The sequence below is a fragment of the Vibrio sp. 1580 genome, from assembly GCF_033340055.1.
Genome location: NZ_JAWOVT010000012.1, coordinates 52,361 through 65,899 on the forward strand (window position 1 = coordinate 52,361; position 13,539 = coordinate 65,899).

14 protein-coding genes are annotated in these 13,539 nt (G+C 43.8%); 8 read left to right on the forward strand and 6 right to left on the reverse strand.

Translation table 11 applies throughout. From position 1 onward, the window contains the following. The first annotated feature begins 274 nt into the window (after nt 1-274). Nucleotides 275-1,945, forward strand: coding sequence for a glutamine--tRNA ligase (gene glnS / locus R7093_RS18200; RefSeq protein ID WP_005382124.1), 1,671 nt, complete (start codon nt 275-277; stop codon nt 1,943-1,945). 222 nt (nt 1,946-2,167) lie between these two features. Here the strand turns inward: glnS and fcrX are convergent, their stop codons facing one another. Then, a complete protein-coding gene (fcrX, locus tag R7093_RS18205) occupies nt 2,168-2,617 on the reverse strand; it encodes a ferric iron uptake transcriptional regulator FcrX (protein ID WP_005382141.1) in 450 nt (149 codons plus the stop codon). A 200-nt stretch (nt 2,618-2,817) separates the two neighbouring features. On the opposite strand from fcrX, the gene R7093_RS18210 reads away from it, so the two are divergent. Continuing rightward, nucleotides 2,818-3,321 carry a DUF4442 domain-containing protein gene (locus tag R7093_RS18210; RefSeq protein ID WP_005382144.1) on the forward strand — a complete coding sequence of 168 codons (504 nt, stop codon included), beginning with the start codon at nt 2,818-2,820 and terminating at the stop codon, nt 3,319-3,321. Nucleotides 3,322-3,373: 52 nt separating this feature from the next. Here R7093_RS18210 and fldA read toward each other — a convergent pair whose 3' ends face one another. The 3 genes from fldA to R7093_RS18225 form a co-directional block, all read right to left on the reverse strand. Beyond that, nucleotides 3,374-3,907, reverse strand: coding sequence for a flavodoxin FldA (fldA, locus tag R7093_RS18215; RefSeq protein ID WP_005382146.1), 534 nt, complete (start codon nt 3,905-3,907; stop codon nt 3,374-3,376). A gap of 48 nt (nt 3,908-3,955) precedes the next feature. Beyond that, nucleotides 3,956-4,177 (reverse strand): DUF2788 domain-containing protein, encoded by a 222-nt coding sequence (locus R7093_RS18220; protein ID WP_005393038.1) that lies wholly within the window; start codon nt 4,175-4,177, stop codon nt 3,956-3,958. Between the two features lie 112 nt (nt 4,178-4,289). Beyond that, nucleotides 4,290-5,057, reverse strand: coding sequence for an alpha/beta fold hydrolase (locus R7093_RS18225; protein ID WP_017819953.1), 768 nt, complete (start codon nt 5,055-5,057; stop codon nt 4,290-4,292). Nucleotides 5,058-5,149: 92 nt separating this feature from the next. Here R7093_RS18225 and seqA point away from each other — a divergent pair, with 92 nt between their 5' ends. Continuing rightward, entirely contained in the window at nt 5,150-5,692 is a 543-nt protein-coding gene (gene seqA, locus R7093_RS18230; RefSeq protein WP_005382149.1) for a replication initiation negative regulator SeqA, read from the forward strand. A gap of 92 nt (nt 5,693-5,784) precedes the next feature. Then, on the forward strand, nt 5,785-7,431 hold the full coding sequence (pgm, locus tag R7093_RS18235) for a phosphoglucomutase (alpha-D-glucose-1,6-bisphosphate-dependent) (RefSeq protein ID WP_065274259.1): 1,647 nt from the start codon (nt 5,785-5,787) through the stop codon (nt 7,429-7,431). 61 nt (nt 7,432-7,492) lie between these two features. On the opposite strand, the gene R7093_RS18240 is transcribed toward pgm, so the two are convergent. Continuing rightward, nucleotides 7,493-8,266 carry a DUF1853 family protein gene (locus R7093_RS18240; protein WP_318146770.1) on the reverse strand — a complete coding sequence of 258 codons (774 nt, stop codon included), beginning with the start codon at nt 8,264-8,266 and terminating at the stop codon, nt 7,493-7,495. A 232-nt stretch (nt 8,267-8,498) separates the two neighbouring features. Between R7093_RS18240 and R7093_RS18245 the strand changes: the two genes are divergently transcribed. Continuing rightward, nucleotides 8,499-9,257 carry a Nif3-like dinuclear metal center hexameric protein gene (locus tag R7093_RS18245; RefSeq protein WP_025766984.1) on the forward strand — a complete coding sequence of 253 codons (759 nt, stop codon included), beginning with the start codon at nt 8,499-8,501 and terminating at the stop codon, nt 9,255-9,257. Between the two features lie 92 nt (nt 9,258-9,349). On the opposite strand, the gene R7093_RS18250 is transcribed toward R7093_RS18245, so the two are convergent. Next, nucleotides 9,350-10,639, reverse strand: coding sequence for a citrate synthase (locus R7093_RS18250; protein WP_005382163.1), 1,290 nt, complete (start codon nt 10,637-10,639; stop codon nt 9,350-9,352). Nucleotides 10,640-11,035: 396 nt separating this feature from the next. Here R7093_RS18250 and sdhC point away from each other — a divergent pair, with 396 nt between their 5' ends. From sdhC to sdhA, 3 genes are read left to right on the forward strand one after another with little or no spacing between them, the layout of a single operon-like run. Then, nucleotides 11,036-11,428 (forward strand): succinate dehydrogenase cytochrome b556 subunit, encoded by a 393-nt coding sequence (sdhC, locus tag R7093_RS18255; protein WP_017634811.1) that lies wholly within the window; start codon nt 11,036-11,038, stop codon nt 11,426-11,428. Next, on the forward strand, nt 11,422-11,766 hold the full coding sequence (sdhD, locus tag R7093_RS18260) for a succinate dehydrogenase, hydrophobic membrane anchor protein (protein ID WP_005382169.1): 345 nt from the start codon (nt 11,422-11,424) through the stop codon (nt 11,764-11,766). The genes sdhC and sdhD overlap by 7 nt, the downstream gene beginning before the upstream one ends. After that, entirely contained in the window at nt 11,767-13,533 is a 1,767-nt protein-coding gene (gene sdhA, locus R7093_RS18265) for a succinate dehydrogenase flavoprotein subunit (RefSeq protein WP_318057852.1), read from the forward strand. It begins immediately after the preceding gene. Nucleotides 13,534-13,539 lie beyond the last annotated feature (6 nt).

Here is a 13,539-nt window from a genome sequence, read left to right on the forward strand (position 1 = left end):
GTTTAATAGTGGTGCGATTGTTTGTTATTGGTATTGCAAACAATTGATACTACAACATCGCAAAAGGCCTCCGCAGGAGGCCTTTTTTCGTTTAGGCCCTTTGAATCTGCTTTGCTTTCACGCCAACTCGATAAATATTGTCGTTTTAGAGCGAGTTCTTGTTGTCTAATTGCTTAGAATTGTGGATCATTAGGAACAATGTACTCTGTGAAACCATACTTGGATACAGGGTTCCGTTTTCTCTGACAATACTAATATTTTTGAGGTGCTATAGATGAGTGAAGCTGATGCTCGTCCATCAAACTTTATTCGCCAGATCATTGATAAAGATCTAGCGGATGGTAAACACACTAGCGTGCATACTCGATTCCCGCCGGAGCCAAATGGCTACCTGCATATCGGTCATGCTAAGTCTATCTGTTTGAACTTCGGTATTGCTCAGGACTACCAGGGTCAATGTAATCTGCGTTTCGACGATACAAACCCTGAAAAAGAAGACATCGAATACGTTGAGTCTATCAAGAAAGATGTAAACTGGTTGGGCTTTGAGTGGAGTGGTGAAGTATGTTACTCATCAAACTACTTCGATAAGCTTTACGAATATGCAATTGAATTGATTAACAAAGGCTTAGCGTACGTAGATGAGCTAAGTCCAGAGCAAATTCGTGAATACCGCGGCACACTAAAGGCGCCAGGTAAACCAAGTCCATACCGTGACCGTTCTGTTGAAGAGAACCTGGCGTTGTTTGAAAAAATGCGCGCTGGTGAATTTGAAGAAGGTAAAGCGTGTCTTCGTGCTAAAATCGACATGGGTTCTTCATTCATGGTCATGCGCGATCCAGTTTTATACCGTGTGCGTTTTGCTACGCACCACCAAACTGGTGATAAGTGGTGCATTTACCCAATGTACGACTTTACGCACTGTATTTCTGATGCATTAGAAGGCATTACGCACTCTATTTGTACGCTTGAATTCATGGATAACCGTCGTCTGTACGATTGGGTTCTAGACAACATCACGATCGAAAGCCGTCCACATCAATACGAGTTCAGTCGTTTAAACCTTGAATACACAGTGATGTCTAAGCGTAAGCTTAACCAGCTAGTTACTGAAAAACTGGTTAATGGTTGGGATGATCCACGTATGCCGACTGTCTCAGGTCTGCGTCGTCGTGGCTTCACACCTGCATCTATTCGTGAGTTTTGTAAGCGTATTGGTGTAACGAAGCAAGAAAATATGATCGAGTTTAGTTCATTAGAATCTTGTATTCGTGATGACCTAAACGAGAACGCTCCGCGTGCAATGGCTGTACTGGATCCTGTTAAAGTTGTTATCGAAAACTTTGAAGCAGGCGCAGTAGAAAACTTGACAGTTGCCAACCACCCAAATAAACCTGAAATGGGCGTGCGTGAAGTGCCATTCACGCGTGAATTGTGGATTGAGCGTGAAGACTTCCGTGAAGAAGCGAACAAAAAGTACAAGCGTTTAGTGCTAGGTAAAGAAGTTCGTTTACGTGGTGCTTACGTGATCAAAGCTGAGCGCGTTGAAAAAGATGCCGAAGGCAACATCACAACGATCTTCTGTTCTTACGATGCAGATACGCTAGGTAAAAACCCAGCAGATGGTCGTAAAGTGAAAGGCGTTATTCATTGGGTGTCAGCTGATAAAGCTCTTCCAGCGGAAATTCGTCTGTACGATCGTTTATTTACGGTGCCAAACCCAGGCGCAGCGGAAGATTTTGCTTCTACTATCAACCCTGAATCATTAGTTGTGATCAATGGCTTCGTCGAGCCTAGCCTAGCTTCTGCAGAAGCAGAAAAAGGTTACCAGTTTGAACGTATGGGTTACTTCTGTGCAGACTCTAAAGACTCTTCAGCAGATAATCTAGTATTCAACCGCACGGTTGGTCTACGTGATACCTGGGCAAAAATTGAGAATCAATAATCTCAATTAATGCTGAGAACGATGAAAAAATGCCAGCAAACGCTGGCATTTTTTATACCTAATCCCACAGAGTGCTATATAGATGTGCAAAACTGTGGAGAAAAAAGATGGGTGTTTAGTAGCTTTTGTTCTGTAACCAAAGTACTGACGTCTAAGGTACTGACTTCTAGAAACAAAAAACGCCAGCATGTGCTGACGTTTACTTTTTAAATTAACAAACCCTTATTTTTTCGGTTTGTGTGCATCTGGATTGTCTTTACAACCACCATCGCTACACTTGCCGTACAAGTATAAGCTGTGGTTTGTTAGTGTGACATTGTACTTAGCTGCAATCTCTTTTTGACGTTCTTCAATAAGATCGTCAGAAAATTCAATTACCTCACCACAGTCTAGGCACACTAGGTGGTCGTGGTGATGTTGAGTCGATAATTCGAAGACTGACTTTCCACCTTCAAAGTGGTGACGAGTTACAATACCAGCATCGTCGAACTGGTTTAGAACTCGGTAAACAGTTGCTAGGCCAATTTCTTCACCTAGATCAATCAACTTTTTGTACAAATCTTCAGCACTGATGTGCTGGCAGTCTGGCTGCTGAAGTACTTCTAGAATTTTTAGCCTCGGAAGGGTTACTTTTAAACCCGCATCCTTCAGCGCCTGATTATTATCTGACATATACTTTCCCGTTGGATCATCTGCAGCGATTTAACAGAATTCAATCTTCCTACCATTATAGGATAAGCGTTCGGAACATTAAACCACGAACTTCAAAGGGTTAATAGAATCTTTTTGTAAATTAGAAACAGGTCCATTATATTACAGCTCTGACCAGTTACAATTGTGTAACATTAAGCTTGGAGAGGGCAGGAATAGCGATGAATAGGCGACTAGCGAAGATATACAAACCAGGAATTGTAAAGTTCGCACTCAATATTTGGCCTCCTTTTTGGGGGGCGGGTATTAAAATCTTACATATTTCTCAAGACTTCCGTACTGTAAAGGTACGTTTAAAGCTTCGCTGGTGGAATAAAAATGCCAATCGCACCCAATATGGCGGCAGTATTTTCTCTTTAACTGATCCTATTTACTCGTTGATGCTGATGGGGATTCTACGAGAGGAATATTATGTGTGGGATAAAGAGGCAAGCATTAACTTTATTAAGCCGGGGCAAAGTGATTTGTTTGCAGAATTTGAGGTCACTGAAGGGATGCTGGAAAACATTTATCAAATGACACGGAATGGAGAAAAGTGCTTTCCTGAGTTTATTACTCATGTAAAAGATAAACAGGGGAATGTGGTTTCAGAGGTTCAACGCAAGCTTTATGTAAGAAAGAAACCTCAGTATCGCGAAGAGGAAGTACTTACCGATGCTGTGTGACAATACATACAAAAAGACCTCCAAGTGGAGGTCTTTGCATCATTCAATTTGATTAGCCTTCTAGCTCAGCTAAACACATCTCTTCATAGATCTGTTTAACCCAGCTTTCAACACGCTCGTCAGTCAATTCTGGTTGGCGGTCTTCATCAATACATAGACCTACGAATTGGCTTTCGTCACCTTCAACAAGTGCTTTAGACGCTTCAAATTCGTAGCCTTCTGTCGAGGTATGGCCAAGAATTGTGCCGCCTTTAGATTCAACGATATCACGGACTGTGCCCATCGCGTCACAGAAGTATTCTGCGTAGTCTTCTTGGTCGCCACAGCCAAAGATAGCCACTAGCTTAGTAGAGAAGTCGATTTGCTCAAGTTCAGGGAAGAAGTCATCCCAATCACATTGTGCTTCGCCGTAGTACCAAGTTGGGATACCTAGAAGAAGAAGATCGAAGTTATCAATGTCTTCTTTGCTGCTTTTCGCGATGTCTTGAACGTGAACTAGATGTTTACCTAGTTGCTTTTGAATCATCTTTGCAACGGCTTCAGTATTACCTGTGTCGCTACCGAAGAAGATACCTACACTTGCCATAGAGTCTATACCTTTACATTGTTTGTTATTGGCGATACTACTAAGGGTTTAACCTAACCCTGAGCCTTCCCAAGTTAGCTGAATTACACCTTTTGCAATAAAGCCAGCACAGCCTAGGAAAAGGACTAACCACACAATACGACGACCAAAAACAGGTACATTGCCTTGCTTTAGCACATCTTTTATCGCCATCCCGATGAAAAAAAAGATAGCAGCAAAAAGAAGATCGAGCCCAATAGACTCGAGCATATCCATATAGTCGTAAAGCATTTTAGCCCTTCATGCCGAAAAATCTTGGGCGCACTATACCACTGTTAAACGGTAAAGTTAATGCACTACAAGAAGGGTTATTTCAATAATCTAGTGTTGCTTTTCGAATTTGTTAACTCGAAATGTATTTTCGAATGACTCTCATTACTTCTGTCGGTTTCTCGGCGTGTAACCAGTGACCAGTGCCAGCGATAATGTGTGCTTTAGCATGGTTAAATTGTCGCTTCACTGCCGGCTGATGTTCTGGCATTAAGTAGTCAGAGTCGCCGCCTTTGATAAATAAAGTTGGGATATCTGTTGGTGTGATTTCTTGCCAGCCAATAATTTGGTCATAATTCTCAAAAAGGCTCGGTACGTTAAACCGCCAATCCATCTTATCGCCATTTTTGTACAGTGATTTAGAGAGAAATTGTCTTACACCATCGAGTTCAATATGTTGAGCTAGGATATCCATGGCTTGCTGTCGATTTGCTGGTTTTTCATTAATAACAGCATGTAAGCCGTTAAAAACATTATCGTGACGGTTCGTAGTGTAGGCTACAGGCGCCATGTCGAGAACGACTAACTGCTTGACTACATTTGGAGCAATGTCCACAAGAGCCATCGCGACTTTTCCGCCCATGGAGTGACCAATAACAATAGATGGCTCAACGTTTAAGTGCTGAAGGAGCTGAGCCACATCTTTTGCCATATCGGTATAGTTATGGACTTCGGAGTGGAAAGAGAGGCCGTGATTTCTCAGATCAATACTGATCACCGTGTGATCTTTAATAAGATCGCGGGCGAGTAGACCCAGATTACTTAAACTACCAAACAATCCGTGAATCAAAACAACTGTTTGGCCTTGGCCTTCCTGCTTATAGTTGAGTAATGCTGACATTTTATCTTATTCGTGATGGGTTTAACGTGGAGTATCCGCGTGGATCTCGTTATAATCCCCCAGAGTTTAAACATTGAGAATGTGAAAAGCGAATGAAAACAATTGAGGTTGATGAGGATCTATACCGTTATATAGCTAGTCAAACTAAGCATATCGGTGAAAGCGCCTCGGATATTTTGCGACGCCTTTTAAACCTTGATGGTCAGTTGCAGGAAGCTAAAGCCGCGCCTGTAGTAGAGAAGCCACAAGGGATTGTAGTAAGTAAAGATGCGGGTAAAACGGAATCTGTTGATGTAGTGAAAGAAATGCGTTCGCTGCTTATTTCTGATGAGTTTGCCGGTCTAAAAAAAGCGATTGATCGCTTTATGTTGGTATTATCGACCTTACATAAATTGAATCCAGAAGGTTTCGCCCAGGCTACGAATGTAAAAGGACGCAAACGCGTGTACTTTGCAGATAATGAAGAAACCTTGCTAGCAAACGGTAATACGACCAAGCCAAAAGCCATTCCTGGCACACCGTTTTGGGTTATCACGAATAACAATACAAGTCGTAAAAGACAGATGGTTGAACAAGTTATGGCACACATGGGGTTCCAACCTGACTTAATAGAAAAAGTAACAGGTTCAATCTAAGAAACCTGATAGAAGCCTCATAATGCGTCGCAGTGAGCGGATATTATGAGGCTTTTTTAATTTTATTTGTATTGAAAGAAAGGATGTCAAACATGGCTATGCACCCTCGTGCTGGGCAAAAAGCGCAGCAGGAAGATCTTCACAATATCCCAGCACTCGTCGCTAACTACTTCTTACTTCAACCAGACGCGGCAAACGCAGAACACAAAGTTCAATTTGGTACTTCTGGCCACCGCGGTACTGCAGACAAGCACACTTTTAACGAAAACCACATTTTAGCGATCGCTCAAGCGGTAGCAGAAGTTCGTGCTGAGCAAGGCACAACTGGCCCGTTGTTTGTGGGTAAAGACACGCATGCGCTATCTGAGCCTGCTTTCTCAAGTGTGATTGAAGTACTGATTGCAAACGGTGTGAAAGTGATTGTCCAACAAGACAACGGTTACACGCCAACACCGGGTATTTCACACGCGATTCTGACTTACAACATCAAACACGATGAAAAAGCAGACGGTATCGTTATTACCCCATCACATAACCCACCACAAGACGGCGGTATCAAATACAATCCGACACATGGTGGTCCTGCAGAAGCTGAGTTGACTCAAGCTATCGAAGATCGTGCGAACGAATTGATTGCTGGAGGTTTACAAGGTGTTAAACGCCTACCACTAGCAGAAGCAAAAGCATCGGATCTGTTTGTAGAGATGGACTTGGTGAAGCCATACATCGATGACCTGGTGAACGTTATTGATATGGAAGCAATCCAAAAAGCGAACCTGAAGATTGGTGTAGATCCATTGGGTGGCAGCGGTATCGATTACTGGCGTCAAATTGGTCAGGCATACAACCTAGACCTAACGCTAGTAAGTGAATCGATCGATCCTTCTTTCCAATTCATGTCGCTAGATAAAGACGGCGTTGTGCGTATGGACTGTTCTTCTCCTTACGCAATGGCGGGTCTATTGGCACTGAAAGACGAATACGATTTAGCATTTGGTAACGATCCTGACTACGACCGTCACGGTATCGTTACGCCAAAAGGTTTGATGAACCCGAACCACTTCTTAGCCGTTTGTATTGACTACTTGTACCGTCATCGTGACGCGTGGGGTAAAGATGTCGCTGTTGGTAAAACACTAGTTTCAAGTGCGCTGATTGACCGTGTTGTTGCGGATCTAGGTCGTGAGCTATGTGAAGTGCCTGTTGGTTTCAAATGGTTTGTAGACGGTCTGTACACTGGTAAGTTTGGTTTCGGCGGCGAAGAAAGTGCTGGTGCGTCTTTCCTTCGTAAAGATGGCACGCCTTGGTCAACAGACAAAGATGGCATCTTGCTATGCCTTCTAGCAGCAGAGATCACTGCGGTAACGGGTAAGAACCCACAAGATTACTATGAAGAGCTAGCGGCGAAGCACGGTGAGTCGAAGTACAACCGTATTCAAGCTGTAGCAAATGGCCCACAAAAAGACGTATTGAAGAAGTTGTCACCAGAAATGGTTGCGGCTGAAACTCTAGCAGGTGATGAGATCACTGCTCGTCTAACGCATGCACCAGGCAATGGTGCTGCGATTGGTGGCCTTAAAGTAACGACAGCTAACGGTTGGTTCGCTGCTCGTCCATCAGGCACAGAGGACATCTACAAGATTTACTGTGAAAGCTTCAAAGGTGAAGAGCACCTAAAACAAATCGAAGCAGAAGCACAAGAGATCGTTAATCAAGTGTTTGCAGCCGCTGGTTTGTAAAACATCCAATGGTCAATGTATCTAGCAAAGGGTTGATGTGAAAACATCAACCCTTTCATGTTTAAGTGCCCCGAACAGCTTTATCTCCGGGCCATGAATCTGGTACCACAAACCAGAATTGACCGTCTTCCGTTTGTGCGTGTATGAATCGATCTAAAGGCTTTTCAATAGGTTGAGAGAAATCGTCTGTACCGGTCGCCCAGCATGGTTTATGTAAATGATAAAGGGGTTTACTAATTAAATCCCATTGACTTTGATAGCACCAGTAACCACTAATCTGACTTGGATTTAATTCATAACCCAAGCACTCCTTAGGAGTTGGCTCTGGAGTAAATGGATTAATATAGAGTCGTCCTTGCATCATTAGGCGCTCTTCTGGAGAGTCGTTTAAAGGAATTATTTTTTGAAATTCCGGGCGATCGCTCATTTTCAGTTGATGCGTGAGCATTCTATCCAATTTCGCATGTAACTGGTCGTGAGCATTCGGGCCATACCAAATGCCGTTGTAAAGAAGATAAAACTTAATCGCCACTTCCCAATGTTCTATCTGATTTGATTCTGTATTCCTCAACACCAAATCGATAGCACCAATGGTCTTACCTTCAGCGTCGTTTAACTGAATTTCTTCGGCAATAATCTGATATCGTTCTGAATTAGAAAGAGCCGCAGTGCATAGGTGCTGATATAAAAAACCCAGTCTCGGATTACCATTGTATTGTTCTGAGCTATTCAAAGGTTTGACCGAGACATCTTCTAAGGTTGCAAACGGAGGGCGTAACTTGAAAAGCGGAGGTGAAGTGGCGATCCATTGGTAAAAGCGTTGCAGTTGGTTCATCCGTATCCCTAAATGTATGGTGAGGCGACAAGCTTTGTTATTGTAACTAAATTTGCTTTTGAGGGTAGGGTGGCTAGCATCGATATTAGGGTTCGAGATACACTTTAAATACCTAAATGATATCAAGGTGCCAGATGTCAAAACGTTGTTGTATCAACTAGGTTGCACACTCTCGGTCTGATTTCATCGAGAGGTTATTTAGGTTTACATGCGCTAGAAATTGGAAGTAATAATGAATAACTTAAAGCTAGAACAGATTCTTAATGACAAACTGTCACCGCAGTTAATTAAAGATTACGCACCAAACGGGTTACAGGTAGAAGGGACGCCAGCCGTAAAGCGTATTATCACTGGCGTAACCGCCTCTCAAGCCTTAATCGATAAAGCGATTGAGCTTAATGCAGACGCATTGCTTGTTCATCATGGCTATTTTTGGAAAGGTGAGCCTGAGCCAATTCGTGGCATGAAAGGTAAACGAATTCGTAGCCTGATCAAAAATGATATCAACTTATATGGTTATCACCTTCCTCTAGATATTCATCCAGAGCTAGGCAACAACGCTGAATTAGCTCGCTTACTTGAAATCGAAGTAGAAGGTGGGCTTGAAGGGCACCCTCAGTCAGTTGCTATGTTTGGGCGCTTGAAAAAGCCGATGTCTGGTGTTGAATTTGCGAGTAAGATCAACCAAGTTCTTGAAAGAGAGCCTCTGCATATCGCTCCAGAGAATACTGATAAGATGATTGAGACAGTCGGCTGGTGTACTGGTGGAGGGCAGGATTTCATTGAACTTGCTGTACAGCACGGGCTGGATGCATTTATCTCTGGAGAAATTTCAGAGCGCACCACTTATACTGCTCGTGAAATGGACATTCATTACTTTGCTGCAGGTCATCATGCTACTGAGCGTTATGGTGTTCAGGCCTTAGGCAAATGGCTAGCGGATGAATATGGCCTACATGTGGAGTTTATCGATATTGATAATCCGGTTTAGCGTTCTCCATTAATAACGTTAAACGCAAAAAAGAAAAAAGGGTTGAGACGAAAATCTCAACCCTTTTGTTTGTCTATCTTCGTACTAAAAGATCATTCACGTTCGTGAAGTGGAGAAAACTCACGTTGTGTTTCGCCAGTGTATAGCTGACGAGGACGACCGATGCGGTTCAGTGGATCGCTGTGCATTTCGTTCCAGTGAGCAATCCAGCCGATGGTACGAGAAATCGCGAAGATAACCGTAAACATAGAAACTGGAATACCAATCGCTTTAAGAATGATACCTGAGTAGAAGTCTACGTTCGGGTACAGCTTCTTAGACACGAAGTACTCATCAGAAAGTGCAATGCGCTCAAGTTCCATTGCAACGTCTAGCAGAGGGTCTTGAATGTTTAGCTCTTTGAGAACTTCATGACACGTTTCGCGCATTACTGTCGCACGTGGGTCGTAGTTCTTGTAAACGCGGTGACCAAAGCCCATTAAGCGGAATGGGTCATCTTTGTCTTTCGCGCGGTCTACATATTCAGGGATGTTATCGACGCTGCCAATCTCTTCTAGCATTCTCAAGCAGGCTTCGTTTGCACCACCGTGAGCAGGTCCCCAAAGGGATGCAATACCAGCGGCAATACATGCAAATGGGTTCGCACCAGAAGAGCCAGCTAGGCGTACAGTTGATGTCGACGCATTCTGTTCGTGATCCGCGTGTAGAGTGAAAATCTTATCCATCGCACGGGCAACCACAGGATTTACTTCATACTCTTCGCAAGGGTTTGCGAACATCATATGCAAGAAGTTCTCAGCGTAGCTAAGGTCGTTACGAGGGTAAATAAATGGCTGACCGATAGAGTATTTGTAACACATCGCCGCCAGTGTTGGCATTTTTGACAGCAGACGGTACGCTGCAATTTCGCGGTGTTCGTCGTTGTTAATGTCAAGAGAGTCGTGATAGAAGGCTGCAAGTGCTCCAACTACACCACACATTACCGCCATTGGGTGAGCATCGCGTCTGAAGCCATGGAAAAAGCTTGCGATTTGCTCGTGTACCATTGTGTGACGAGTAACGGTCGTTTTGAATTGCTCGTATTGTTCTCGGGTAGGGGCTTCACCATAAAGAAGGATGTAACATACTTCTAAGTAATCTGCGTTATTGGCTAATTGATCAATCGGGAAACCGCGGTGCAAAAGAATACCTTTGCCGCCATCGATGTACGTGATTGATGATTCACAAGATGCAGTGGCAAGAAAACCTGGGTCAAAAGTAAAGTAACCATTGGCTCCCAGCTTACGAACGTCAATTACAGGTGTACCTAGCGTACCGTCCATAATTGGCAGTTCGATTGGCGCTTGACCTTCAACATGAAGGGTCGCTTTCTTATCCGCCATAACAATCTCCTTTGTTTATTATTTAATCCGTCCAGGATGTTTATGTGCCATTTTTGTACTGTTGTTAAAGCTTAAAGTCAATTTTTCTCCATCTTTGTGTGCACTTGTTATGATTTTTCTCATGAAAATCGTTAAAAATCTGTTCTATGTAGCATAATTTGTTACACCAATTGTATTAGAATGTTGCTCGCCGTATATTGGCAAAGAAAATTTTAGTTAAATCCTTATAAATTCGGGGCTAGAAACAAAGAGTGAGGTTTGTTGCTGGATTCCGTTTGTTAACAACTTGTTTACAATTATCTGAGTGGTTACTCGCGATATTTGTTAAATAGATGTTAACTTTTGTACGTTTGGAAGCTGAAATTGGTTATAACAATAAATGCTCAATGGAGCTGAGTGAGCAAGCCCGTGAAAGAAAGAAAGTCAAGACCTGTTAATTTAGATTTACAGACCATCCACTTTCCTATCACAGCAATCGCATCCATCCTACACCGTGTGTCTGGGGTAATTACGTTTGTTGCGGTGGGTATATTACTGTGGTTACTATCCATTTCTCTGTCATCCCCAATGGGTTTTATGGAAGCCGCTGACATCGTCGATAGCTTCTTCGTAAAATTCATCCTGTGGGGAATTCTTACTGCACTTGCCTACCACATCGCAGGTGGTATCCGTCACTTATTGATGGATCTAGGTCACTTTGAAGAACTAGATTCAGGCACGATGAGCGCTAAAGTCGCGTTTGGTGCAACAGCAGTATTATCATTATTGGCGGGGATCTTGGTATGGTAAAACACGTATCTTCATTTGGTCGTAATGGTGTACACGATTTCCTACTAATTCGTGCAACTGCAATCATTATGACGCTATACACGATTTATCTGATTAGCTTCTGTGCATTTTCAGATATCTCTTACGCATCTTGGACCCAATTCTTTGGTGGTACCTTCACTAAAGTATTCACCATGTTGGCACTTGTCTCGATCCTGATTCACGCTTGGGTTGGTTTGTGGCAAGTATTAACTGATTACATTAAGTGCGCGAAACTACGTGGCGCACTACAACTTGGTGTTATTGCCGTGCTATTCGGCTATGTCTTCTCTGGTCTATTTATTCTGTGGGGTGCGTAAGTGTCTATTCCAGTTCGTGAGTTTGATGCCGTAGTAATCGGCGCTGGTGGTGCAGGTATGCGCGCTGCACTACAAATTTCAGAACAAGGCCTATCATGTGCTTTGTTGTCAAAAGTATTTCCAACACGTTCTCATACTGTGTCTGCACAGGGTGGCATTACTGTTGCTCTGGGTAACTCGCACAAAGACGATTGGCAATGGCACATGTACGATACCGTTAAAGGTTCCGACTACATCGGTGACCAGAACGCGATTGAATACATGTGTAAAAATGGTCCTGAGTCAGTTATCGAGCTTGAAAAAATGGGTCTGCCATTCTCTCGTTTCGATAACGGTACCATCTACCAACGTCCATTCGGTGGTCAATCTAAAGAGTTTGGTGGTGAGCAAGCTGCTCGTACAGCCGCAGCTGCAGACCGTACTGGCCACGCACTTCTTCACACGCTTTACCAGCAAAACGTAAAACACAAAACAACCATCTTCTCGGAGTGGTACGCTTTGGATCTTGTGAAAAACCAAGACGGCGCAATCATGGGTTGTACTGCGATTTGTATGGAAACGGGTGAAATCTGTTACTTCAAATCGAAAGCAACCATTCTAGCTACAGGTGGTGCAGGTCGTATTTACGCATCGACCACTAACGCGCACATCAACACGGGTGATGGCGTTGGTATGGCACTTCGCGCAGGCGTTCCAATGCAAGACATGGAAATGTGGCAGTTCCACCCAACAGGTATTGCTGGCGCGGGTGTTCTAGTGACGGAAGGTTGTCGTGGTGAAGGTGGTTACCTTCTAAATAAAGATGGTGAACGCTTCATGGAGCGCTACGCACCAAACGCGAAAGACCTCGCTGGTCGTGACGTGGTTGCTCGTTCAATGATGATTGAAATCCGTGAAGGCCGCGGCTGTGATGGTCCTTGGGGTCCACATATCAAGTTGAAACTTGATCACCTTGGTAAAGAAGTACTTGAATCACGTCTACCAGGTATCTGTGAACTGTCTCGTACATTTGCACACGTTGACCCTGTGAAAGAGCCAATTCCAGTAATTCCAACTTGTCACTACATGATGGGTGGTGTACCTACTCAAGTCTCTGGCCAAGCAATTAAGCAGAAGGCCGACGGTAGCGAGATGGAAGTACAAGGCCTTTACGCATGTGGTGAGATTGCTTCTGTATCGGTACACGGAGCTAACCGTCTGGGCGGCAACTCATTACTAGACTTGGTCGTATTTGGTCGTGCTACTGGCTTGCACCTTGGCGAAACGCTAGCAGCGCAAGCAGAAGCTCGTCCTGCAACAGAATCTGATATTGAAGCGTCTCTATCGCGTACTATGCGTTGGGAAAACAGCACTGGTGGTGAAGATCCAGTTCAGATTCGTAAAGACCTACAAGCATGCATGCAAAACAGCTTCTCGGTATTCCGTGAAGGCGATGCGATGGCAACCGGTCTAGAAGAGTTGAAAGTGATTCGCGAACGTTTGAAAGATGCGCATCTAGCGGACAAGTCTTCAGAGTTCAACACGCAGCGTATTGAGTGTCTAGAACTTGATAACCTGATGGAAACCGCGTTTTCAACTGCCGTTGCAGCAAACTACCGTACAGAGAGTCGTGGCGCACATGCTCGTTTCGATTTCCCTGAGCGTGATGATGAGAACTGGCTATGCCACTCTATCTACAATCCGGAAACAGAAGCGATGACTAAGCGTGATGTGAACATGACGCCAACGCATCGTGAAGCTTTCCCGCCGAAAGTACGTACATACTAAAGGGAG